This window comes from Paenibacillus plantarum (assembly GCF_013141695.1).
GTDB classification, from domain to species: Bacteria; Bacillota; Bacilli; order Paenibacillales; family NBRC-103111; genus Paenibacillus_E; species Paenibacillus_E plantarum.
This window is the reverse complement of sequence record NZ_WHNY01000057.1, coordinates 81,793-107,259: the sequence shown is the minus strand read 5'-3', so window position 1 is coordinate 107,259 and position 25,467 is coordinate 81,793. Positions and strand designations below refer to the sequence as shown.

Sequence of the window (25,467 nt, the reverse complement as noted above, 5' to 3'; positions counted from 1 at the left end):
GTTAGTCACCTTGGAGGTGATTAACGGTTTGTTTGTTGTAATAGGAAGGAAGCTTCCATCAAGCTGGTTATTCTAAGGGTGCGCTAGGCGCTTGTGTGGTTTTGTTGTTTCAGCTGCTTTTGCTGCCGCAGGAAATCTTTCCCGTATTCCCCGTGCGGATTAATGTCCGCGTGCTCGATTTGAATCGTGGCATGCTCGATGTTGTACTTGCTTTTTAACGTCTCATTAATAGCGAGAATGACACAAAAGGGCTGAATGTTAGGACTAATAAACACGTGCGCAGTCAGGGAATAATGGTCGGTCGAAACCGCCCAGAGATGCATTTCGTGGACATCTTCTACGCCTTCAACTTTCGCGATCACAGAGCGGATTTCGTCTAGATTAAACTTTTCAGGGACGGATTCCATCAGGATCATGAAGGATTCACGAATGATTTTGCTGCCACCTGTAAAAATAATGCCCCCAATCACGATCGAAATCAGCGGGTCGAACCAGAGAAGACCGGAATAATAAATAACAATGGCCGAAATGATGACACCCACCGAGCTAAGCAAATCTCCGAAAAAGTGCCAGAGCGCGCTTTGCACATTCAGATTGTCTTCCTCCTTGACGCTGTTATGGAGAACCAACGTAAGGACGAGGTTAACGACAAACCCGATCGAGGCAATACCTAGCATGAGTCCCAATTGTATCGGCTGAGGGTGGAGTACACGTTGGACGGCTTCGATACAAATCCCCAAAGCGATGATGCAAAGCGCTAATCCGTTGAGAAAAGAAGCGACAATCTCAAAGCGCAGGAATCCGAATGTGAAGCGAGCATTGGGTTGGCGCGTAGCTAGTTGGATAGCAACCATGCTCAAACCAAGTGCAATGACATCTGAAATCATATGAGCCGAATCGGATAAAAGAGCAAGGGAATTCGAAAGCACCCCTCCGATAATTTCAACAAGCGTGAAAAAGGCCGTTAATATGAGGGTAACCCATAGGGTTTTTCTTGACTTACTTTGTTCTTTCACATGGTGGAGATGATGATAGTCATACTCGACGCTCATAGGGTTCCTCCTTATTTAGAATTATTCTAATTAGTGTATACTTAGTATATGCCACTTGGGTGAAACGTGCAACTGGAATTGGGGAAGAATTTGAAGGTGAGGTGTGGGAGGAGAGGAGCGGGGCAGTGCGGAGAGCGGAGAACAGAGACAGCAAATTAGAATATAAAGCGTTTTCTAATTTGTAACAGAAATGAAATATTCCTGTTATGGTTCCATAATGTTCACTTGGTAATATAATAAACAAGACCCCCTTTTTAATATAAACTTTTAGAACCCGGCCCCGTTGGCTGGGTTCCTTTTTTTTGTCGGATGTCAAGATTCTCAGCATCTACAAAATTGAAAATATAATGTTGCAGACCAAAAAACGTTATCTTAAAGTAGAAAATAATAAAGAGAACAAGAAAAGTTAGAGAAATAGGAAATACAGTAAAAAGGAATCTCCAAATATATAACGAAGTATTTTAATTAAACACTCCTGAGCTTTTATTATTAACTGTTGGATTGGGGGTAACATTTTATTACTGGGGGCTAATATTAACTGTGGAAATTACAGGGATTTGTGCACTATGTGAAAAAGAGAAGACACTTAAAAAGAGCCATATTGTGCCAAAGTTTATAGGTGAATGGATTAGAAATACATCAAAAGCGGAACATTTAAGAAATCTTATGAATCCAAATAAACCTGAACAAGATTTACCAAAACCACATTTATTATGTGAGGGTTGCGAAGGTATTCTAAATAAAGCTGAAACCCCCTTCTCTAGTAATATATTCTATAATTATCATAATGGTAGTAATAGATTTGATTACGATGACTGGCTTCTGAAGTTTGTTATATCTTTAAGTTGGCGTGTCGGAACTCTCTACTTCACACAAAATACTTATCAAAATTCTCATGTACATAATCAATTAAAAAAAGCGCTGAATATTTGGAGTGAATATCTTTTAGAAAAAAGAAATGATCCTGGACTTTATGCACATCATTTATACTTTATTGATAAAGATAAGTACTCAAGCATTAATAGCGTTGTGCTCAAAGATTATGCGTTTAGAGTCATTGACACCCATGTTAGGTTTTCTTTTAATGGTCATATAATAATATATAATAAGTTACCGGGTATGGTAATAGTTTCATATATTAACCCTATATCGGTTAGAGGGTGGAAAGGTACTCAATTACATAGCTTTGGGACTGCAAGAGTAGGCTCACAAAAAACTCCACCAGAAATACCTAACTATTTATTAGATCGAGCCAAATTATTTACGTCTAAGTATCTTAATGGACTAAGTGATCGTCAAAAAGTTAACATCAAATCTAAAATCCTGAAAAAAAGTGAAATTAATAATGTAAAATAATATAAAATGTAATTTATAAAACTCATAAGCAAATTTAACTAGAAAAGCTAGTCACTGGTAAATACTATGACCGATATAAAATAGCTAGTTGGGAGTCTAGGGGTTCATCAGTTTTTAGTTACGTATTCCAGTTGGAGCAATTGACTGATGGAGAAAAGGGAGTAACAGTAATTCTAGAATTGCTTTTAAAAACAGGACAGCATCTCTTTATCTAAGGCGAAAAATGTTTTGTAGGAATTATTAAAGAAAAGTAACGTAAACTATGTAAGTTAGATTATTTAAAGAGAGTATTGAAATTGAAATTCCGTACTGGTGAGAAGTCAGGATACTTATCAATAAACTTGGTCGGTTTCTTGTCGGGAACCATAAATAATGTAGGGATACCAATGGCAACTCTATGATAAATCTTATAAATGATAAAGCTCCTGAAGCCTTATTAAATAAGGCAGCAGGAGCTTTATGTACATCATATTATATTCGCGGTAACACCAGAAAAAGCAGGAGACCCAGCCTCGTTGGCTGGTCTCCTGCTTTTTTTATTAGAAATAACCCTTATGGGCCAAGGGTATGTGTGGTGGTTTACTGTAAGTTAATTGTCAGTTGCTTCACCTAGTCGTTTACAGAGAAGCTGCATAATACAAATAAATGTGTGTCATCTTGCTTTCGAACTACTTATTGGTTTTATTTACACTTCTAAATGGACTTTTGAACATGAGCTTCCTTTCGCTAACAATATGAAAATATAAAATACTAAGCACGATTGTTGTGCTTGGTATTTTTTTGCGAAATAAGGAGGCATTCAAGATTAATATAGATATAAATGTGAGGGTGTAGGGTAATCCGAATTTCCATGCTTTAAGTGAAGACTTGTTCTTTGTAACAGGATTATTTTACAACTTGAAACAAGGAGAAGATTATTAAATATGTATTATTATCAAAATATAGGAAGGGAAAATGAAAGTATATGTCGAAATATGGATATATGGTACTAAGAACCTAGGCGATTTGGAGTTGGTTTCATGGGAAAGAAGTACTATGAAATATTTGAAGATCTAATTGGCTCACATATGCGAAATTTAATTTTATATGAATATAACTCCGAGCAAAAAAATCATATGTATCATCCTTACAGGCATAACTATAAAAATGGTACTGAAGAGTTGCTAGCATCATTTATGAGAAAATATATTTATTTTTATGCTTATTCGGAAAGAGAAGTTGAGGATGCATTCGAATATGAGTTGCTTAGCAATCTGGAAGCAGCTGCAACCTTTGCATTGCAACATAGACTACCAAAACGGAATGGTTCTTCAAATGGTCTATACAGCGAGCTTTTATTGGATTTGCTTATTACCTTATTTAGAGGAAACGTAAACAAATTAGCCACTAGAGCTATCTATAGACAAATGAGCGACAATCAAGAAATAAAAGGATTTGATGGACTACACATTGTTACAAGTGAGACCGAAAATGAATTGTGGCTAGGTCAAGCAAAAATGGGGGATACAGGTTATTGCCTGCGCTCCATCGCAAGTGATTTAGAGCAAAAAACCAATATGTTGTATACATCTAAGCAACTATATTTTGTTGCAGATAAAGAGAAGAGTGCTGTTAAGGAAGCATTGGAAGTCCTAAAGAAGATCAATATGGTATCTATGAAGGCTGAAATGCGGAAGCTTTCTGAGGTTGATAAGGCAAGTGAATTGAATGAGTTTTTTAAGAAAGAAAAAATTAAAATAGTATTTCCTTGTCTTTTAGCCTATTCTTCCCCTGACGTCTATGAGGTAGAGGATGATATCGACGAAAATATAAAAAATGAATTATCGAATTTAATAGAAAAATTTGATAGCAAGTTTGACTCGCTTTTAGATATTGAATATCAGGTACTAATCCTATTTATTCCTATACGTGATCTGGAAATATTAAGAAGGAAAATGGTGGAGATAAATGGAGCGTAAATTAAGACTACTTGAATTCATAAATGCATACGATGGTTCAGACGAAAGTTTTAATAATCTAAAAGACATTGTATGTGAAATTTCAGAGCAGAGTTCAGAAAAAGACGAGCCTCTTATGAAAGAGCTATTATATATCGCATCTCAAAAAATGAGAACGTTTGGTTATAATATTATGAACGATTTACATTTAGAAGATTTAACTTCAGACGACGATTTCAGTTTTGTATTTCAAAATAATTTGATTGATCAATATTACACAACTACAACGGGAAATAGGCTTGATTATAACCAAATGAGAGTCCTTCGAGAATTTCAATCGCTTGAAAACAAACGACTTCTTGTAAGTGCACCAACATCATTTGGAAAAACGTTTCTTTTAAGAGAACTTATTTATCACAATAGAGATCGTTATAATAATATTGCATTAATATTCCCAACAGTTTCTTTACTTAATGAAAATGTGTTCGAATTTAGACGGTTTATTAAGGAAAAGCAACTAAAGTATAAGATAATTAATAATACCCATATTGAACTTGAAGAGCACAACTTGTTTATACTGACTCCCGAGAGGATGCTTCACTTTATCAATGAATATCCTACATTAAAGCTAGATTTTTTCTTTATGGATGAAATATATAAAATTGATAACTTTTTTAATACGGCAGATAATGGGGAAAATGTAGTTGAAAGTGAGAGAGATGGAGTTTTTAGAATTACTTTATATTTGCTATCAAAATCTACTAACGACTTTTATCTAGCGGGTCCCTATATTAATCTTGATAAAATAGGAGATGGATTTAAAAGGTTCATTAAGAAGTTCTCAGTAATTCCTATTAATATTAAGACGGAGCTTATAAAAAAAGAACATATCATATCTTGGACCAGTATATTGAGAGTAAATGACGAAAAAATTAAATATATAGACTCATCAAAACTTAATAAATTAAAAACTATTATTTCATATATTCTTAATAAGAATATGGGACAAACTATTGTGTATGCTGAATCAAAAAATAAAGTTACTGAACTTGCGAGGGAAACAAGGGATTTAAGTCCAACAGGAATGAATTCAAAAAAATTAAATGATTTTATTCAACATTTGGAAAGACGCTATTCTTTTAATCATGATGGCCTTCAAACATCTAATAGTTGGTCTATAGTTGATGCATTAAAAAAAGGGTTTGGCGTTCACCATGGATCGTTTCCAAAATATATTCAAAATGAAATTCTTGAACGATTTAACGAAGGAGATATCAAGTTTATTTTCACAACTACCTCGATTACCGAAGGTGTGAACACCAAAGCTAAAAATATTATTTTTTATGGTAAAACTAAGGGACATAAAGAGTTGAAATCATTTGATATAAGAAATATTAATGGAAGAGCAGGTAGGTATTATCACCATTTTATAGGACGTATATTTTATTTAGAATCTGAAATTTATAAGAAACTTGAACAAGAAGACGATAAATTGGATTTTGTTACTTTTAGTGACAGGTCCTTGGGATATATCGACCTTGATAACTGTCATTTGGATGATTTAACGATTTCAAATGCTCAAGCAAAAGCATTGAGAGATAAAATTATTTTTGATGAGGGAATTGACCCGAACATTCTTCTCAAGAACAGGTTAGTCGATAGTTTAAAACAACTCGAAATTATAAAGGCCCTCAAAAATTTAAGCAAATATGAACTAGAAAGTCTAGTCGCTCAATGTTCAAGTATACGGGCATTTCTTTCTAATAATACTATTTATAGATTGCTTGATTATTTTCATCTCGTAAATATTCTGGATGAATACGAAGTTAGGCGTTATGGAATAATTGCAACACAGTATGCAATGCCTAATGGTTTTTTCTTATTATTAAAACATGAATTAGATAAAACTGAACAGCATTCTTATGAAACGGTAGACGCTGCATATATGAAAGTATTTTATAATATTCGAAATATTGTAGAGTATAAGGTTCCTAAGTTTGTTGCTATTTTTGGCAATTTATTAGAATATGTTTGTCAGTTATCTAATGTTAAGTCTGATACATTAGCCATTGATGGAATTATCAGGTTTTACGAAGTAGGAGTCCAAACAGAGATTGGGTCTTATCTCGCTGAAATGGGTTTTCCAATAACAGCGATTAAAGAATTAGAGTCAAGAATGAATGATGTAATGAATTTTAGTAGAGAGGCAATTTATAATAATTTTGACTATCTTGAAGATCAATTTAAAAGGATATTAGATACTTATGAATTGAACCTATTAAGAAAATTAATTACAACCTAGTAAATCTAGATAATTGCAGAAGTTGTTAGTGAGGGTGGAGTTGATTGTAGCTCAAGACTATGGTCTTGGGCTATTAGCCCGTAGGTACAAAGGTGAATAACTTGAATTTGTCGAAGTTTATTTCTAGGAGAAGTAGTATGGTTTGATTTTTTAGAAACAATCGTATCATAGGAGGACTTAAAATGGGCATTCTAGTGAAAGATGTATATATTAAGAATTTCCGCTCACTTAAAGAAGTATCAATTGAACTTGATGATTATACTGTTATTGTAGGTAAAAACAATTCAGGGAAATCCAATATTATTCAGGCAGTAAATCTAGCATTTGATTTTTCCTCTGTATTTAGAGAAGACATATACATCTCCAAAGATGAGCCTTATGATGAATCAAAGAAAATACATATCGATGTAAGAATATTGCCAATAGATGCAAATAGAACAGTTCAGGATGCTTTTGATGAGAAATGGTCAAGAGCATTTGGCGATAGTGTTGCATTGGATAATACAACGGATAAAGAGTATTTTGCATTTAGAACAGAGATATCTTACGATCCAGACAAAGAAATTTATACGAATATTAAGTATAAAATAGATAATTGGTTAGATGTAGGTACTTCAAAAATCGGTAATAGTATCAGACGAGAAACTCTAGAAAGCATTGAGAATATCTTAGTTAATGCTCAAAGAGATATATCTTTGGATATCAGAGATAAAAAATCAATATGGGGGAAGCTAACTTCTAAGATAAAGGTATCTGATACTGTAAGAGGTAGCATCGAAACGCAACTCCAGCGTCTTAATAAGAAAATCGTTCATGAGAGTGAGATTTTAAAATCAATAAGTCATGAATTGAAAGTCACAACTGCTGAAAAAGAAAGTAAAGTGGATATAAGTCCTATTACGAGAGATATTGAATCATTGTATAAAGGCATGAATATTTATTATACAAATAAAAATTCATTGCCTACATCTGTAGAAAATTTAGGTTTAGGGGTTAGGAGTTGGGCAGTATTTTCTACTATTAAAGCCGAAATTAATAGTAAAATAAAGAAGAGAATATCAGATGAGCTAGCATATCTTCCATTAATACTTGTTGAAGAGCCAGAGGTTCACGTGCACCCTCAAGCACAGCGTCAGTTATTTTCTGATATAAATGCAATGATGGGACAAAAAATTATCACTACACATTCGCCATACATTTTATCACAAATCCAACTTGATAAGATAAGGTATGTTAGAAAAGTGGATGCTTGTTCAGTCGCGCTACCTTTATTAGTTGACGATTTAAGCGATGATGATATACGCAAAATAAGAAGAACGGTTATGAATACCCGAGGTGAAATTTTATATGCAAATGCAGTTGTACTGGCAGAAGGGGAGACTGAAGAACAGGCACTAACAGTTTTTTTAAGAGAGTTTTTTAACAAAGAACCGTTCGAGTTAGGTATCAATATTATTGGAGTAGGAGGTAACAACTATACACCATTTATGAGAGTACTAAATCGTTTAAGTATTAAATGGTATGTATTTAGTGATGGTGAGACTGAAGCTCTAAGAGATTTAAAATCATGTTTAAAAAAATTAATTGGAGAACAAGTTCAACTTAATTTGACTGATTTTGATAATGTTTTTGTAATAGAAAATGGTGAATGTTTTGAAACATATTGTTTATCACAAGGTTATATTAAAGAAATAACGCAAGCTATATGTCAAGTAGAAAGTGATCCGAACTATTTGGAATACTATATTAATCATTATAATGATCAAAAAGGCAAAGGTGGCATTGTAAGAAATTATAAAGCTGATGAAGACGGAGGGTATTATAGGGCAACAAAAGATTGTATTATGTCTGATAAAACAAAATATCCAACAGCTATTGCAGAAGAGATCTGCAAAACAAGAAAGAAAATAAGGAGAATTCCGCAAAAGCTCAAAGATTTATTTGTTAAAATTGAAAATGATTTGAAAGAAGGTGGAAATTAGTGAGTAGTAGCTTATCTAATGCACAGCAAGCGGTAGTTGATTTTTCAGGCAAGAACTTGTTGGTAATTGCAGGAGCTGGAAGCGGAAAAACGAGAGTTCTTACTGAACGAATAAAAAGAATAATTTCAAATTTAAAAAAAGGTGAAAAAATTCTGGCAATTACTTTTAGTAATAAAGCTACAGAAGAGTTAAAAGAAAGACTTATTGAATCATTAGGAAAGAAAAAACTAGAGGATTTCACTTATATAGGGACAATCCATAGTTTTTGTTTTGATATAGTTACTTCAAGAGGTAGCTCAATTGGATTGCCTGACGAATTGCATATTTGTGAATCTTATAATGACCGACTACATATATTTAAAGAAGCAATTGAGAGCATTCCTTCTTTTAAAACAGAGTATTTGGGCCTAGATGCTAAAGAGAACCAAAAAATAATAAAGAATCTACTCGATGATCTGAGCACTGCAAAAAGAAATCTGAAGTTCTCAGATGATTATAATGATGATCCATTAATTCAGACACTATTTGAAGAATATGATAATATGCTATTGCAGCAGGGTGTAGTAGATTTCGATGATATTCTTAGATACACTTTTCAAATACTAACTGAAAGAGAAAGTATTTCTCGTTTGTATAGAAAGGTTTATAAGTATATTTGCATTGATGAAGCACAAGATTTGAACAAAGCTCAGTATGAAGTGATCAAGGCACTTGCCGGAGATCAAATTGGAGTAACAATGGTAGGAGATCCTAATCAATCAATTTATGGGTTTAGTGGGGCTAATAATGAATATATAAATAAAATTTTTTTGGATGATTTTAATGCTCAAAAAATTCAGCTCTATGAGAACTATCGGTCATCTAAATCAGTCATAGCAGCAGCTAACAAAATAGAAAAGTCTTTTGAAGTCTATGGAATTTGTAAGTACAACGGAGAGTTTGAAATACATGAATTTGAGAATGAACAATTAGAAGCTGACTACATTATTGAAAAAATAAAATTATTATTGAAAAGTGGACATCCTGATGTTGAGAACCAAGTAATCACACTTGAGCAAATCGCGATTATTGCGAGAAACCGGTATGTGTTTAAGCGAATAGAAGAATTACTTAATGCAAATAATTTTGAATTTACGCTAAAAGTATCAGCAAAAGGTTCCTTTTCAAGTGAGTCAGACTTTGTAAAGGCATTTGAATTAGGAATAAGATTGCTTGTAAACAATCGTGATAAGTTGCATTTGGTAGAACTGTCTAAACTTATTAATAGTAAAAGAAAATATCAGACATTTGAAGAGCTTAGAAATGAGAAGAGCCCATCTGATTATTGGAGATCACTAATAGAAGTTTTGAATGATGCATGGAATTTATTGTTGAAGAATGAGAGGGAAATAAAATTCCATACAGCATTAAAATTATTGAGAGATTTTATTGACCATTCTAAAGACCAACTAGATGAACATGAAAAGATTCTTATTAGTGAAGATTTGAAATCGTGGGAAATAAACTGGAACAGTTATACTAAAAACTCATCTCCTGGTGAAAGGTCGTTAGGCAACTTTGTTAGAACAGTCTCTTTAGGTAATGCACATACGGCTAGAGATAAAGGAATTGCTTTAACAACAGTTCACATGTCTAAAGGTCTGGAATACGATGTTGTATTTATAATGGGACTTAATGATGGTGTGTTTCCAGACTACAGAGCTGTACAGGCTTTTAATAATTCTAAAGATAAAAAACAAATTGTTGAAGAAAAACATAATATGTTTGTTGCTATAACGCGATCAAAAAGACTTTGCTATTTAACTTATCCATTGCTGAAAGAGACTCCTTGGGGTATTAAACCACAAACAGCTTCCAGATTCGTTTTAGAATTAGAAAGTTAACAAACACTTCCTAAGGATAATTTAAAACTCGTAATATCTCCTTACAAGCTAATACAAAAAATTGCAAATATACTTAAGGGGGGGATATTATTATTGATTCTCATACCTTTGCTGAAATGGATGCGTTCCCGCTTACAGTTAATCAAGAACATATTAAGTACTCAATCTTTTTGAATCTTGAATTAAAATTGAAATGATTTTTGAAATGATTTGAGCGATTAGGCTTTCCGCGGCGCATTGAAAATGAAACACCTTCATTTTCATGAAACGCGTAAATCCTTGCTACACAAGGATTTACGCGTTGATTTTCCTTTTCTCTGACTCCCTGGAAATCATCAAAATCCTGGAACCCGGCCCCGTTGGCTGGGTTCCTTTTTTTGTTCAGGACAAATGACCTTTCTGGCCGCCAGGCCCAAACGAATAAACAGCACCCTCAACTCTAAAGTTGAAGGTGCTGTTTCCGTTATCTGGAAGCGCTTTTAATCATAATGTCCATCAATGACCGCAAATATATCAATAATCGATACGCATGAAAAGTCGACAGCTTGAAGATATATTTTGTCAGCTTGTGCGCATAGCAAGGTCTTTTGGCGTGTGTTAATTTTAAGTAAGCGCTTTATATTACATTGTAGCTGGAGAACGGGGGGAAGTTTTTTTATTTTGAGTTACATGTTAGGGCTATCACGAAATCAATGACCTCTCAGAAGGTCAAGGAGGTAAATATTGTTGAGAAGAGTACTTTCACTAGGGCTATGCTTCATGCTGCTGATCAGTTTTTGTCTTGCAGCCAAACCAACGGAAGCCGATGCAGCTTCACCTTGGAACTTAGTCAATAATAATTTGACATGGACGCTTGAAAATGATGCGCTTCGTACGAAAATCGAGTACATGGATAATGGCAGTATACGCATGACAAGCTTCTATAATAAAGCAGCAGGTGTCGAGTATATGCCGCAGGTTGCAGCGGACAACGACTCCACATTATTCCATTATAATTATCGTTATTTGGAAAATGGGGAGACGGGGAAAGAAGCAATTGGAACAACGCAAAGTCTAGACGCTAACGACGGCGGATACGTGCTAGGGACTCCTACGGAGCACGCGATCACGATGAAGGCAGCCGATGGACAGATCTCCACCGTTGGAACTCGATTGGAAATACCAGCAACCAAAAATGGGATAACCGTTACGCTTTCTTTTGAACTGTACAAAGGCAGTGCGGGTTTGAAATATCAAGCATATCTCAAAAATAACAGCCCGAATAAAAGGCTTCAAATCACATCTTCAGATGTTATCAAGCTTGACTTTCCGGATCAAGCCCACAATTTGCATTATGCCTATATCACCAAATGGTCCAGTACAACTGGTGGCGTAGATAAAGCCAACGCGACTAAAGTTAGTGAAGATATTAAAGTTATTATTAATCGTTATGATACCGGTGATGGTTTCTATGTGGGGCCTGAGGTCAATTCCAAAACGGAAATTCTGAAAAGAGATCCGAGCTCGCCAGATACAGGCGCTCCCTATATGGCCAGATCCTTCGCAGGAATTAGTGCCTTTAAAGGGGATATGGTAAAGGTCTCTACGAACCCGGAATCTCTGCAGCTTGTGTTGTTCCCAAATGAGCAATTCCCTTATATTGCTGTTAACTTGGCTGTCTTTAAGGGGGATATTGTAGATGGTAAAATGGCCGTCGAAACGCATTTGAGAGAACGGTTCAAGTATAATCATACCTCAACCATTCTCAATACGAACGATTGGCAATGGGGTACAACTAAACGCAATGAAGCGTACTACCGCTCTGTAGCTGTACCGAAGACGAAAGCAGCTGGATTTGATATGGTGATGTTTGATGATGGCTGGAACAACGCTGATGATAACGGTACATCAAGAGACGGCACACAAGCGCTACCTTCCTATACGGACGATATGATTGGATTGGCCAATTACTATAAGGATCAAGGGCTGATGTTTGGACTATGGTTTTCGATGACGGGCGGTTATCATAACCGTGGGAATGATTTAGCCGATCCTGCTGTCATTGCTGCTAAAAAAACCAGCATTGAGTATATGATCCAGAACTATCATTTGTCCCATCAAATGGTCGATTTAACGGAGTTTTGGCCGAACCAAGCCGTTACGACATATTCACATCCGACGGACAATGTATATCGTAAAAACGTGTTGACGAATCAAGTTCTGAACGATGTTGTGGATGAGTATCCAGATTACAAAGCGAAATATACAACGGAAGTGGATATTTGGCCGACACAAGGCGACCGTTCGAATGAGCTATTACACGTAATTGATAACGGATGGACAACTTCGTCAACTGAGTACGGAGAAACGTTGGATGTTCCAGTTTTTGCAGGACTGTTTGGGCATTTGCCGCTGAACTCCGTCTATTTCAACATTGGAGATATGACCAATGGTGATATGTCGATGTATTATAAATACTTATTTGCTAGAAACGTCAAGCATGGAAGTGATCCGAATACGTGGAGCCAGAAAAACATTGATCTGATGGCCAAATTCAATACTTGGCGCAAATCCGAGCGAATTCATACGCTGACAGATTCCATCTTGCGCCCCGTTTATAACGGCGTAGGTTGGGATAGTAACGTGGCAGCCGACTGGAATCAGAATGCAGGGCCTTACGTAATGATGCAAGTATCGGACAATAAGAACGAGGCGCTAATGATCGCAACCGGTGGAGGTAAAACAGGACCATCGGCGGTGAATGTTAATCTTCGTTGGTTGGATCCTGCGAAGCAGTACCTGATCGAAGATATATCGCTAGACGATACAGGGGTGTACACGTATCGCTTTAAAGGACTTTTAACAGGGGACCAGCTGAAGAACTTTGCTATTGATTTAGACGAAAATTCATCGAAGGGTAGAGCTTACTGGATTGAAGCTTATCAAGGCGATGACTACCAAGTTCTCTATGCGGATGAACATGTCGCGAATGCTAACCTTTCCAAGAATAACGGTAAGCTGATTATTCAAGGTACAGGAACAGCGGGAAGTACTGGCAAGGTGATTGTGTATGGCAAGCAGGAGCAAGCCGTCATGATCGTTGATTTACACCTTGATAGTCATGGTACGGGTCAGTTGTCCATCGATCAGTTCGAAGCGACGGAAGACGCCTTTATTCCGAAACTGCCAACTGCAAGTACTTTTGTCGCTGCGGATTTATTCACGGCCAACAAGACAACGGTTAGCGGCGGTACAGCAACTAAAGTAAGCAGTGGCTCAACGCCGAATGCTTCAGCACAAGGAGGTATGAACTTTACGTCTACGCTTACGACAGCAGGTAGTTATATCGAATATAGCATTCCTGTTCCTAAAGCGGGTGTCTACAATGTTCAGGCTGCAGCCAAAGTATCGACGTCGCGAGGCAGCGGGCAATGGTTTATTGATGGAGCAAGTGCCGGCGGTGTGTGGAACCAAAATGCTGCAGATTCCATTAAATTCTTTGACTTGGGAACGGTAGCCTTCCAATCAGCAGGTGATAAAAAATTCCGTTTCGTCTTTCAAGGTGGCTCGAACAAAACGATTAACACGGACCGCTTTGTGCTTACGCCTGTTGATGTTATGCCAGGAAGTACCAACGATCCAAGTATCGCACTCACAGGGGCTTCTTCAATAAAGAAAGGAGAATCCGTGACAGTAAGCGCACAAGTGAACGGGTTGCACCCATTCTATTCCACAGGGGACTACGTGAGATGGAGTGTTGAGAATCAAGCTGCTGTGAACGGCAGCAATAAAGTGATATCACTTCAAAACAATGGTTTGGAAACCGTTGTGACGGGTGTTAATTCAGGTACAGCTACCTTGAAAATGATGAGTACGATCAATGCCAAAGCTGTTAGCTATCTGCAAATTACGGTGAATGCGGTGCTTACATCTCTAACACCGGTGTCAGTGACGACAGTAAGCGGCACAGCGCCACAATTACCGACGGTTGTTGAAGCTACCTATAGTGATAACACGAAGAAAAGCCTGGCTGTTACCTGGGATAATATCTCTGCAGGTCAGTATGCATCGGTAGGTACGTTTACCGTGTTCGGAGATGTCGCGGGTACGAATTTGCGTGCTACGGCGAATGTAACAGTAACGGCTGCGAATACGCCGGTCATTACAACTCTAACACCAGTGTTAGTGACGACAGTGAGTGGCACAGCGCCACAATTACCGACGGTAGTTGAAGCTACCTATAGTGATAACACGAAGAAAAGTTTGGCTGTTAGCTGGGATAATATCCCTGCGGGTCAGTATGCATCGGCCGGTACGTTTATCGTGTTGGGAGATGTCACAGGTACGAATTTGCGTGCAACGGCGAATGTAACAGTGAATGCGCTAGATGAACCGCAAGCGCTCATTACATCCCTAACACCGGTGTCAGTGACGACAGTAAGCGGCACAGCGCCACAATTACCGACAGTAGTTGAAGCTACCTATAGTGATAACACGAAGAAAAGTTTGGCTGTTAGCTGGGATAATATCCCTGCGGGTCAGTATGCATCGGTCGGTACGTTTATCGTATTAGGAGATGTTGCAGGTACGAATTTGCGTGCGAAGGCGAATGTAATGGTAACGGCTGCGAATACACCGGAACCTACTGAAAGCGGAGAAAATCCGAATCCGCCGACACCATCCCTTCCTGCCCAGCCAACCAAAGAAAACACCATTACAGGCGAGCAGTTAAGGCAGGCGATAGAGAAGTCTAAGAACAATACGCTGCAATTGGATGTTCCCAAAGGTGAGTCCGCTTCATCCTTAATAGCAACGCTGCCACTTGCGATGCTGCAAGAGATTGGCGCGAAGGGAATCACGCAGTTGGCGTTCAAGTCAGGAGATTCACGTATTTCTTTACCAGTTCAAGCCTTGCGAGCAGAAGCAGATGCAGAAGCGAAGAACTTAACGATTATCTTCAGTCTGTTGGATGCAAAAGCACTAACCGAAAAAGAATTCCAAGCAGTAGGCCGTGGTTCGCTATATAGACTGGCTATTCAAATGGATGATAAGCCAGTGACAACACTTCATGGGTCTTCAGCAAAAATTGAATTCGCGTATAAGCTCCAACCTGGAGAAAAGCCAGAGCAGGTTGTCGTGAGTGGACTAACTAGCGATGGGAAGCTAAAGGTGCTTGTTCATGGCACTTATCGGGCAGCAACAGGAGAGATGGTATTTGCTGCAAGTGAGCCTGGCGACTACGTAGTAACATACAACAACGTAACCTTTGACGATTTGAAAGGCGTGTCTTGGGCGGAATCTAGCATTCATGCACTAGCCGCTCGTGATATCGTTCATGGTGTTGACAAAGGAAAATTTGATCCGAACAGCTCGGTGACGCGCGCTGAATTTCTAGCGCTGCTTATGCGGACATTTGGGTTGGATCAGGGTCAAGACCGATCAAGTTTCAACGATATTCATACCACTGACTGGTATTACAGCTCGGTAGCTGCAGCGCAGAAGCTAGGCATTATTAGCGGACGCGAGGATGGCAGCTTTGGAGCAGATGGCAATATCTCACGCCAAGATATGGCTGTCATGATGTATCGCACGTTGCAGTTGCTTAAGATGAGTCTGAGCACAAATGGACAACAGACGAGTTTCAACGATGCCTCACAGATTGCAAGCTATGCACAAGATGCGATTACAGCCTTGCAGAGCTCAGGCATGATTGAAGGTAGTGGGGGCAGCTTTATGCCGAATGATGCTGCATCAAGAGCAGAAGCGGCGGTCATTATTCAACGCTTGTTACAGCAAAGCCAATAAGGAAGAAGGGGCTGCTGTTACCTTGTTGTAAATAACAGGGAATGGCAGTTCCTTTAACTAGACCTCTATCACTGTATGAGGATAAAATATCAATAATTGACTATGCGGAGAAGGTTGTACAATGAAGATAGTTTTTATCAAGTAGGAAGCGTATTCACGTATTTATCGGGATGGTACATTAATTATGGGACAAGAAAACGCTTTATATTTTATAACTGGAGGCAAGTTACAATGAAAATGTTATCTGGAAAGATGATCGGAATGGCTTGTTTGGTAGCCATTAGCACTTCACTAGCAGGGTGTGGTGACAATAATTCAACTTCTACAGGAACGACTCCTGCAGCTTCATCGAGTCAGACGACTAAGCCTGCTGATGCCAAACCGGTAACACTGCGCTTCTCCTGGTGGGGATCGGATGCTAGACATAAAGCAACTTTAGCGGCGATTGATGCTTATACGAAATTGAATCCGAATGTGAAAATTGAAGGCGAATATCAAGGTTATGATGGTTACCAACAAAAAATCATGACGCAAATCGCAGGTGGCTCTGCACCGGATATTATGCAGCTTGACTACCCATGGCTTCCCGATTTGTCTGCACAAGGCGATATATTCGTTGATTTGGGTAAAGAACCTGGCGTTGATTTAACCCAATTCTCTAAGAAGATTTTAGATGAGTATGACTCTGTCAATGGCAAATTAGTTTCCCTGCCAATGGGGACCAACGGCTTCGGAACGATGATTAATAAAGCATTCTTCGATAAGAATGGTCTAGATACGAAAACACAATGGACATGGGAAAATCTCATCGAAGAAGGTGGGAAAATCAATAAAGCGAACAAAGGACAATACTTGTTTGCCATTGAGCCAGGAACGACAACGGGGGGACTCGGTGAATTCGTACTTAGTGAGTATTTATACTCCAAGAATGGTACGTACTGGGTATCCAACGATCGTACATTCAAAGCAACCAAAGAAGATATTACACAAGGCTTAACGGTTATGAAAAAATTGTTTGACAGCGGAGCAGCACAACCGCTAGGCGACGCAGCACTATTCAGCAGTAAAATGGAACAAAATCCGAAATGGGTTAACGCTGAAATAGGAATGACGGTGGATTGGTCATCAACGGTCGGGAAGTATAAAGCCGCTGCAGGCGAAGGCAAATTTGTGGTGGGAATGCCGATTTTTGCCAAAGACGGTAAAGCACAAGCGGTGAAAACGAAGCCTTCCATGATCGTTTCAGTGAATAAAAAATCTGCTAGTACGCAAGAAGCCACCAAGTTTGTTAACTGGCTGTTGAATAGCAAAGAAGCATCCCTGATTTTACTTGACACACGTTCCATTCCAACTTCTGAAAGTGCCAAGAAAGCGCTTGTTGAAGCCAATAAAATTGATCCAGACATCGCTAAAATGGTTGATAACGCATTGAAAAGCCCTGCATCTCCTCCGCCAACTGTACAAAATAATCCAGAAGTTGCGGATATTATCCGAGATGTTTGTGAAAAGGTTATCTTCGGCAACCTCACTCCAGAGAAGGCTACAGAGCAGTTGATGCAACGCGTTCAGGATAAATTTAAAGATTTGAAGTAAGGTAAGGTGAAGCAATGAATGTCAGTTTAAGTAAAATAGCGAAGCGAAACGTTGGGCTATTGTATATTATGCCATGGTTGGTAGGGTTTCTCGTCTTTCAGTTATATCCATTCGGGGCCTCACTGATGTATTCGTTCACGAATTACAGTATAACGAATATCCCTAAGTTTGTCGGATTAGACAATTATGTCACGATGTTCACGCAAGATAACAATTTTTATAAATCTCTATCGACTACGCTAGCTTATGTGTTTATTTCCGTCCCGATGAAACTCATATTCGCCCTGATGGTTGCTTTATTGTTAAATGTGAAGATGAAAATGGTAAACCTGTACCGCACTCTCTTTTATCTGCCTTCGATCTTGGGGGGCAGCGTGGCGGTGTCGATTCTATGGCGCTTCCTATTTATGAAAGAGGGCATGGTGAATCGTTTCCTTGATCTGCTTCATCTTCCAGCCATTAATTGGCTGGGCAGTCCTCATGTTGCCTTGTTTACACTAAGTCTGCTATCCGTTTGGCAGTTCGGGTCTTCCATGGTCCTGTTCCTTGCGGGATTGAAGCAAGTGCCTGCAGAACTGTATGAAGCGGGTCGCGTAGATGGTGCGTCCAAATTTCGAATGTTTTTCACGATAACTTTACCCTTGATTACGCCGATCGTATTTTTCAATATCATCATGCAATTGGTGAATGCATTTCAGGATTTTACAGGCGCATTCGTCGTAACGAACGGTGGGCCGATGAATTCAACGTATTTATTCGCGCTTAAGCTCTATGATGAAGGATTCAAATTTTATAAAATGGGTTATGCTTCCGCCTTGTCGTGGGTTCTGTTCCTGCTCATTCTTGTAGTAACGGTAATCATCTTTAAAACGTCGAAGTATTGGACCTACTATGAAGATGGAGGTGGATCCAAATGAGGCTTCACCGAGCTCAGCTTCGAATGGGGTTTACCATTGCGTTCTTAACGATATCGGCGCTAATCATGGTATATCCACTCATTTGGCTTTTCTTCGCTTCCTTTAAGCCGAATAATGAGATTTTCGGGTCGCTGCAACTGCTGCCTAAGCAATTTGTATGGAACTCGTATACCAATGGCTGGAAAGGAAGCGGCCAATTTACGTTTGGTGTGTTTTTGCTTAACACAATCAAGATGGTTGTGCCCGTCGTTGCTTTCACTGTAATCTCCAGTACGATAGTGGCATATGGCTTTGCCAGATTTCAATTTGCTCTGAAGAATGTGTTCTTCGCCATTATGATTTCGACGCTGATGCTGCCCAACGCGGTAATCATCATTCCTAGATTCATACTGTTCAAAGAGTTCGGATGGTTGAATAGCTATTTGCCATTCACAATGCCGGCCTTGTTCGCTTGTTATCCATTCTTCATTTTTATGATGGTGCAATTCTTTCGCGGATTGCCACGAGAGTTGGATGAGTCAGCAACAATTGATGGCTGCAATTCCTTTGGGATCTTAACGAAAATATTGATGCCTTTGTGTAAACCCGCTATTTTCTCATCAGCAATCTTTCAGTTTATCTGGACATGGAATGATTTTTTCAATTCATTGATCTACATCAATAGTGTCAAAAAGTTTACACTTGCTCTTGGGCTTCGCATGTCCCTGGACGTGAGTTCGGCAGCGAAATGGAACGAAGTCATGGCGATGTCAATGGTTGCCATTATTCCATGCGTTATCATTTTCTTCTTTTCTCAAAAATACTTCGTTGAAGGTATTGCAACAACTGGATTAAAAGGGTAATCCAGCACCTAGATCAGCTGCTTCGAGTAGAAAGCTTACTTGAAGCAGCTGATCTTTTAGCTTAGGTCCATTAAAAAAGCTGCTGAACTCACGCAACAGCATTGCGGATTCAACAGCTTGTTCGATTAGTTACCTTGTAACTTCATGTATTCAATCCCACATAGAAGTATAATGCCAATACCATGTGTGTCATTCAGGATCCAATTCAATTCATCTTTGTAGTAGAGTGGCGTAAATGAATAACCTGAGCCTCGGCAAACGCCATACACGTTGCCTGATTGATCAATTGCAAGCTTCGTTAAACCTTCCCAAGCACGCTGCACAGCTTCCTTATAGGGAGCAGGTTGATCTAACCAACCGTAGCGGATGCCTCGGCAGAAGGCATAGGTGAACATGGCTGTGCAGGATGTCTCTTCATAAGAAGTGCGATCCGTCAGCACTTGATGCCATAATCCGTTCGTGCCTTGTAATTTGGCATAACCTGCAGCTAAAGTTCGGAAGAAGTCAATGAGCTCATCTCGCAGCTCATGAGACTCAGGCAAGACTGCAAGCAGCTCGGACAAGGAGAAGAGCACCCATCCATTGCCTCTTCCCCAAGGAATATAAGTCGATGTCTCGTACTTGAAATCATACACATGAGCCATGATATTATGCTCAGGGATGAACAAGTATTTTTTAAATAAAAGAAATTGTTTGGCAGCATCGCTAATGTACGTGAGATCACCCGTCAACTGATAATATCTGCATAGAAACGGAGTGCTCATATATAAATCGTCGGCCCAGAGGGTGTTCTCTTGATATTCACCGGTACGTTGCCGATAGAAGGCGCCGTCAGATTTACGCTCTTGTCCATGTTGGATATAAGCTGCCACGATATGCGCAATGTCTCGCATGGTAGCGTGATCTGCTTCGCGATTCACCTCCAGCATGGCGGAGCCAAATGAACCGCAATCATCCAACATATTGAGTTCAACAAGTTGATGATTAATGGCTGGGCTGCCATAGCGTTCTTTATCCCACAGTGAATAGGTATAGAGATCCGTACAGGTTTGAATATGATCAACTACATAAGAGACGATATCGTATCTGTTTAGCGCTCTGCCTGCTTGTAAAAGCCCATAGAGTGTTACACCCAGCGGGTAGTTCCATTTGGCATGCAGTTCATTTTCCAAATAGGGACGCACAAAGATGTCTTTATCGCCCGTTCGCCAATATTGTGAAGAAGCATGGCTGGATAAGGCTCCAGCAGGGGTTGTGAAAAGCTGATGAAGCGTACGGATACGCTCAGGTGTTGGCAAACGTTCACTGAAAGGGCCGAGATATAACCAGCGTGTAGCTGTGCCATGCACATGTGCAGGAATAAGGAAGGGCACAACCTTTCCTGCATGGGAAATTTCTACATCGAAGCGCCATGAGTTCAAGTCACGCATGCATTCAACAAGAAGGTCGTGCCTGCCGTTAGGCAGTGATAGCTGGAACGACGTGGAGCTGGAGTCAATCTCTGCTGCAAGTGTGTTATCTACCCAAACTCGCAGCTTACTTGCTGACGCAACATGGAAGTTATGGAGAGTTTCACCGAGGTTGCTAACTTGAAAGGAGCTCCATGCGTATGCAACATTACCAGATTCACCTTGGAATAGCGTGTTCAGCTCATGAACCCCGTGCTCAGTTAATGTTGTCGAAGGAACAACAGGTAGCCAGCTTAGCTGTTCAAGAGTCTGAATGGTTGCTTCATCGGTGTCGAAGCTAGGGAGAGAGCCCTCCTCAGCGAATACGTCAATGGAGACAGGTGTGCTGTATATCCAACCACCCATGCCGCTGCGCCCAGTAAATGGGGCCAAAAAATGCAATGGAAACCACTTTCCATTCGCAGAGCCAAATTGACAGCCGAAACCAGAAGCGGTTTTAAGCAGCTTTATAAAAAAGGGGTTCCAGCCTTTTCGCAATGAAGCTTGAATTGTTTTCCGTCTCCGAATATTGACATCATCATCCATTGTGGATTTATAGAGTAGGCTGTTGTGTAGATAGATGCGAACAGGACCATAGCAGCTTAAGGATAATTCGATTTCACAATCGGCCTCACAATAAATGCCGGCAAATGCGTATCCATAACTTCCAAGGGGAGATTCCGGAAATTTGGCTTGAAGATTAATGTCATATCGCCCATCCTCTTCCTGCTTGAAACTTTCTTGATGAAAACTTCTGAAAGTAAAACCATTGCTTGGATTAGAGCCTATATACCTATTGGCAATTGTAGCAATAGTTTGCTCAGGCTTGTGACCCAGTTTAAAGAATATGCTCTCTTCTGGAGCGAAATAAGATGACATGGAGATCAACCCTTCCTAACGTAATCGGATAGAAACTGGACGTTATGTAATCATCGTATCAGTGGCATATTCGAGATGTAACGAATGCAGATTGAGATAAACTATCTTAAAAATAGGGAATTTAATGAGTTGTCGATTAATGATATAAATGCGTCAAATGAAGATAGGAAAGCATGCTTACGACCTTGACGAATATTAAAAAATTACTGTATAGTTTGTGTACTAGATTCGTGCGGAAGAGCTTGAACACCACGATTGACTAGCCTATTTATCAAATTTGGAAGCGATTACATTATTGGCGTCAGTAAGAAAATAATGGATGGTGATCAGGATGTATAACCTGCTTATTGCGGATGATGATTATGAAATTCGGAATGGATTGTGCAAATACTTTCCTTGGGATGTTGTCGGCTTTCATGTCGTAGGCAGCGTCGAGAATGGGAAAGAAGCGTTAGAATTCATTAAGCGGCATGAAGTTGATGTGATACTATGTGATATCAAAATGCCGATTATGTCTGGCATCGATTTGGCATCAGAATTAAGCAGTCTTAACTCCAAAGTGAATATTATTTTCTTCAGTGCTTACAAAGATTTTCTATATGCACAGAAAGCATTAGAAAACGGCGTGCGCAGGTATATTTTGAAGTCAACCAACTATCAGGAACTCATTCAAGCTTTTACCAATATTAAAGAAGAATTAGATCAACAATTACTCTCTAGCACTAAGCAAGGGCAGGACTTTTCTAAGAAGATTATTGGCACAATTAAGGAATATGTAGAAGTGAATTATCGGGATGCTACCCTCGAAGATCTCGCAAGGCTGGTACATATGAATCCAGACTATTTAAGTAAGTTTTTCAAGAAAAATGCAGGCATGCTCTTCTCCGAGTATTTAATGCAGATCAGGATGGAGAACGCTGCTCAATTCTTAGGTGATATCCAATATAAAACGTATGAAATTAGCGACAAAATTGGGTACAGCAACTCGTTTAATTTTACAAGAGCTTTCAAAAATTACTTTGGCATGACACCGCGTGATTTTCGGAATCAGAAGTCCTCAGACAATGAACGTCTGGAGAATTCGTTCGAATGAGGCAAACTTTTTTTATTCGATACTTGGTTAGACTAATGTTGCCCTTGCTAATTCCACTGCTCTTATTAGGCAGTTTTGCCATCTTGATTACACAGAATTACATTAAAAAGGAAATTAACACGAGCAATGGAAAGATGCTGGAGCAGACGAAAAGCACCATTGAATCCATCTTTCAGGTGAGTGATCCGATTTATTTTACGTTAAATTTAAATTCACGTTTGATCTCTAGCCTTAAGCTTATCCTGAGGGGACCAAGCATCCAGCCGACTGATAGTGATAACTATGCCACATTCATGAATTTGTTAAATCCGCCTGCTAACATTAAGCCTGCTGTGCATTCTATCTATATTTATCTATTTAATGAAAGAGGTAAGTTTCTAGCTTCAAATGAAGGGCTAACGTCACTGGATCAATACTATGATACATCTTGGTTTCATGTGCTTTCCCGAATACCTAGTGAAACAAATTTATTTATTGAAAATCGTGACGTTCGTCGGTTCGGTACCCAAGATACGTCATTAGTTACCGTATTCCGTAAATTTAGTTCACCTGGATCAAGCAAACCAGAAGGCTATATCATTATGAACTTGAAAAAAGATGCTATAGCGAGGATGCTCAATGAGCAGCTTTATTTCCCGCATCAATCGCTGTTTCTGCTTCAGCAGGACGGTCGTAAGGTTGCCAGTTCCACTGCCGAACAAATCGAAGAAGACGCGATCGCAATTAAAGAAAGCAGCGAGGGTTCGTCCGCCTTTACTATTTCTGCTGCAGATAAGGCTTATATCGTTACAAGTATTCGGTCTGAAATTTATGGAATTACGTATGTCTCAGCAACACCTCAGCGTTACTTCTATCAATTGCCAATAAAACTCGGGTATTTGACCGCTGGATTATTACTGATTTCGTTCATACTTGGCGTCATGCTTGTCTATTATTTGTCCAAACGCAACTACCGGAGCATTATAACGATTATTCGTACGATTGAAAACGGCGAAAGGGGGTTGCCGATACCTGCGTTGCCAGAACGTGTAACCGATGAATACAGCTATATCATGCAGCGCACTGTGAAAAGATTTGTCGAGCAACGCTATTTGCAAGTTCAGTTGTCGGAAAAGAAGTATAAGCTGAAGGCGATGGAAATGATGGCGCTTCAGTCGAATATTAATCCGCACTTCTTGGCGAATACGTTGAGGACTATTTTCTGGAAATCGATGGACCTTACCGGAGGGCATAACGCGGTGAGCGGGATGATCGATCATTTATCTGAGGTTGTCCAGTATTCCATCAGTGATGCGGACAAAACCGTCTCGCTGAAAGAGGAAATATTTCATACCAATCATTACATTCAAATTCTGAATGCACGATACAAGGATAAATTTCAATTTACATGGGACTATGAAGAAAGCTTGTTGGAAATAAATGTTATGAAAATGCTCTTTCAACCCTTAATTGAGAATGCCATCTACCATGGAATTAAAGAAAGTAACCGATTTGGTTACATTAAAGTAAGGATGAGGCTGATCGGGGAGCTGCTGCACATTGTCATTATAGACACGGGCATGGGGATGAAAAAAGATCGTCTAGTGCAAGTACGCATGGGGCTGCTTCGCGAGGAATCAGGTGGTCATATCGGGATTTATAACACGTATAAAAGGCTGCAATTAACACATTCGGATTTATTTACATTCGAAATTGATAGTAAGTACGGATGGGGAACGGTGATTCGAATCCAATTACCTGTCATTCAAACTGAACTTCCTGATCCAAATTGATTACTTTAGGTGAATCGCCAACCCACTCCAAATCGGATTGGGTTTTGTTGCCGTTCGCCTAACTAAGTGTAGGATAAAATCGGTATTTACAAATTAGGGAATATTGCTGTAACATAAAGTATATAAATGAAACCTAGGTTTCATTTTTAGAATACATAGGACAAAACCATATGATCTAATAATAAACTTAACCAAAGAGAGGAACATGCATCATGTCAAAAGCTAAAAACGTACCACAAGCTCCCCAGTTTCCGTTGCCATTCTCACACGCAGTTCGTGCGGGAGATTTCGTATATGTCTCCGGACAGGTAGGCGTAGATCCTGTTACCCGGGAGATTGCGGGTACAACGATTGAAGAGCAGACACGTCAATGCCTACTTAATGTTGAGATTATACTGGAAGCAGAAGGATTAACCTTAGATCATGTGATCAAGTCCAATGCCTTCGTAAGTCGTACGGAAGACTTCCCTGGTTATAATCAAGCGTATTCGGAAGTGTTCAAGCAGCCGTATCCTGCTCGTACTACAGCCCCCGTCGATATGGGAGCTTATTTGGTTGAGATCGATGTTATTGCTTATGCCCCATCTAAACGGGTTCAAGCCTAGATTTGCTGATGCAGTGAGCAAT

At 39.2% G+C, this 25,467-nt stretch carries 14 protein-coding genes; 12 read left to right on the top strand and 2 right to left on the bottom strand.

All coding sequences use genetic code 11. The features are described 5' to 3' along the window. Nucleotides 1–83: 83 nt before the first annotated feature. A complete protein-coding gene (locus GC096_RS17310) occupies nucleotides 84–1,052 on the bottom strand; it encodes a cation diffusion facilitator family transporter (RefSeq protein ID WP_171631886.1) in 969 nt (322 codons plus the stop codon). 540 nt (nucleotides 1,053–1,592) lie between these two features. On the opposite strand from GC096_RS17310, the gene GC096_RS17305 reads away from it, so the two are divergent. The 9 genes from GC096_RS17305 to GC096_RS17265 all read left to right on the top strand — a co-directional run bounded on the left by GC096_RS17305 (nucleotide 1,593) and on the right by GC096_RS17265 (nucleotide 19,648). Further along, nucleotides 1,593–2,408 (top strand): hypothetical protein, encoded by an 816-nt coding sequence (locus tag GC096_RS17305; RefSeq protein ID WP_171631885.1) that lies wholly within the window; start codon nucleotides 1,593–1,595, stop codon nucleotides 2,406–2,408. A gap of 1,019 nt (nucleotides 2,409–3,427) precedes the next feature. Continuing rightward, complete coding sequence (locus GC096_RS17300; RefSeq protein ID WP_171631883.1) at nucleotides 3,428–4,366, top strand: Hachiman antiphage defense system protein HamA; 939 nt, start codon at nucleotides 3,428–3,430, stop codon at nucleotides 4,364–4,366. Beyond that, on the top strand, nucleotides 4,356–6,647 hold the full coding sequence (locus tag GC096_RS17295; RefSeq protein WP_171631882.1) for a helicase-related protein: 2,292 nt from the start codon (nucleotides 4,356–4,358) through the stop codon (nucleotides 6,645–6,647). Before GC096_RS17300 ends, GC096_RS17295 begins: the two co-directional genes overlap by 11 nt. 182 nt (nucleotides 6,648–6,829) lie before the next feature. Continuing rightward, entirely contained in the window at nucleotides 6,830–8,629 is a 1,800-nt protein-coding gene (locus GC096_RS17290; protein ID WP_171631880.1) for an ATP-dependent nuclease, read from the top strand. After that, nucleotides 8,629–10,512 carry an ATP-dependent helicase gene (locus GC096_RS39355; protein ID WP_171631879.1) on the top strand — a complete coding sequence of 628 codons (1,884 nt, stop codon included), beginning with the start codon at nucleotides 8,629–8,631 and terminating at the stop codon, nucleotides 10,510–10,512. The genes GC096_RS17290 and GC096_RS39355 overlap by 1 nt, the downstream gene beginning before the upstream one ends. Nucleotides 10,513–11,238: 726 nt before the next feature. Next, nucleotides 11,239–16,296: an Ig-like domain-containing protein gene (locus GC096_RS17280; protein ID WP_171631877.1), complete on the top strand. Its 5,058-nt coding sequence runs from the start codon at nucleotides 11,239–11,241 to the stop codon at nucleotides 16,294–16,296. Nucleotides 16,297–16,527: 231 nt separating this feature from the next. Further along, nucleotides 16,528–17,889 carry an ABC transporter substrate-binding protein gene (locus GC096_RS17275; protein ID WP_171631876.1) on the top strand — a complete coding sequence of 454 codons (1,362 nt, stop codon included), beginning with the start codon at nucleotides 16,528–16,530 and terminating at the stop codon, nucleotides 17,887–17,889. A gap of 14 nt (nucleotides 17,890–17,903) precedes the next feature. After that, on the top strand, nucleotides 17,904–18,806 hold the full coding sequence (locus GC096_RS17270) for a carbohydrate ABC transporter permease (RefSeq protein WP_171631874.1): 903 nt from the start codon (nucleotides 17,904–17,906) through the stop codon (nucleotides 18,804–18,806). After that, nucleotides 18,803–19,648 carry a carbohydrate ABC transporter permease gene (locus GC096_RS17265; protein ID WP_246302800.1) on the top strand — a complete coding sequence of 282 codons (846 nt, stop codon included), beginning with the start codon at nucleotides 18,803–18,805 and terminating at the stop codon, nucleotides 19,646–19,648. Before GC096_RS17270 ends, GC096_RS17265 begins: the two co-directional genes overlap by 4 nt. 125 nt (nucleotides 19,649–19,773) lie before the next feature. On the opposite strand, the gene GC096_RS17260 is transcribed toward GC096_RS17265, so the two are convergent. Next, a complete protein-coding gene (locus GC096_RS17260) occupies nucleotides 19,774–21,975 on the bottom strand; it encodes a glycoside hydrolase family 88/105 protein (RefSeq protein WP_171631873.1) in 2,202 nt (733 codons plus the stop codon). 331 nt (nucleotides 21,976–22,306) lie between these two features. Between GC096_RS17260 and GC096_RS17255 the strand changes: the two genes are divergently transcribed. The 3 genes from GC096_RS17255 to GC096_RS17245 all read left to right on the top strand — a co-directional run bounded on the left by GC096_RS17255 (nucleotide 22,307) and on the right by GC096_RS17245 (nucleotide 25,445). Then, a complete protein-coding gene (locus tag GC096_RS17255; RefSeq protein WP_171631871.1) occupies nucleotides 22,307–23,068 on the top strand; it encodes a response regulator transcription factor in 762 nt (253 codons plus the stop codon). After that, nucleotides 23,065–24,840 (top strand): sensor histidine kinase, encoded by a 1,776-nt coding sequence (locus GC096_RS17250; protein ID WP_171631870.1) that lies wholly within the window; start codon nucleotides 23,065–23,067, stop codon nucleotides 24,838–24,840. Before GC096_RS17255 ends, GC096_RS17250 begins: the two co-directional genes overlap by 4 nt. A 212-nt stretch (nucleotides 24,841–25,052) precedes the next feature. Then, nucleotides 25,053–25,445: a RidA family protein gene (locus GC096_RS17245; RefSeq protein WP_171631868.1), complete on the top strand. Its 393-nt coding sequence runs from the start codon at nucleotides 25,053–25,055 to the stop codon at nucleotides 25,443–25,445. The last annotated feature ends 22 nt before the right edge of the window (nucleotides 25,446–25,467 follow it).

Bases quoted from the DNA above. Each gene is read 5' to 3' on its own strand.
- GC096_RS17295 (WP_171631882.1), top strand. From the start codon at position 4,356: ATGGAGCGTAAATTAAGACTACTTGAATTCATAAATGCATACGATGGT.
- GC096_RS17290 (WP_171631880.1), top strand. From the start codon at position 6,830: ATGGGCATTCTAGTGAAAGATGTATATATTAAGAATTTCCGCTCACTT.
- GC096_RS17275 (WP_171631876.1), top strand. From the start codon at position 16,528: ATGAAAATGTTATCTGGAAAGATGATCGGAATGGCTTGTTTGGTAGCC.
- GC096_RS17245 (WP_171631868.1), top strand. From the start codon at position 25,053: ATGTCAAAAGCTAAAAACGTACCACAAGCTCCCCAGTTTCCGTTGCCA.
- GC096_RS17300 (WP_171631883.1), top strand. From the start codon at position 3,428: ATGGGAAAGAAGTACTATGAAATATTTGAAGATCTAATTGGCTCACAT.
- GC096_RS17270 (WP_171631874.1), top strand. From the start codon at position 17,904: ATGAATGTCAGTTTAAGTAAAATAGCGAAGCGAAACGTTGGGCTATTG.
- GC096_RS17260 (WP_171631873.1), bottom strand. From the start codon at position 21,975: ATGTCATCTTATTTCGCTCCAGAAGAGAGCATATTCTTTAAACTGGGT.
- GC096_RS17250 (WP_171631870.1), top strand. From the start codon at position 23,065: ATGAGGCAAACTTTTTTTATTCGATACTTGGTTAGACTAATGTTGCCC.
- GC096_RS17310 (WP_171631886.1), bottom strand. From the start codon at position 1,052: ATGAGCGTCGAGTATGACTATCATCATCTCCACCATGTGAAAGAACAA.
- GC096_RS17265 (WP_246302800.1), top strand. From the start codon at position 18,803: ATGAGGCTTCACCGAGCTCAGCTTCGAATGGGGTTTACCATTGCGTTC.
- GC096_RS17255 (WP_171631871.1), top strand. From the start codon at position 22,307: ATGTATAACCTGCTTATTGCGGATGATGATTATGAAATTCGGAATGGA.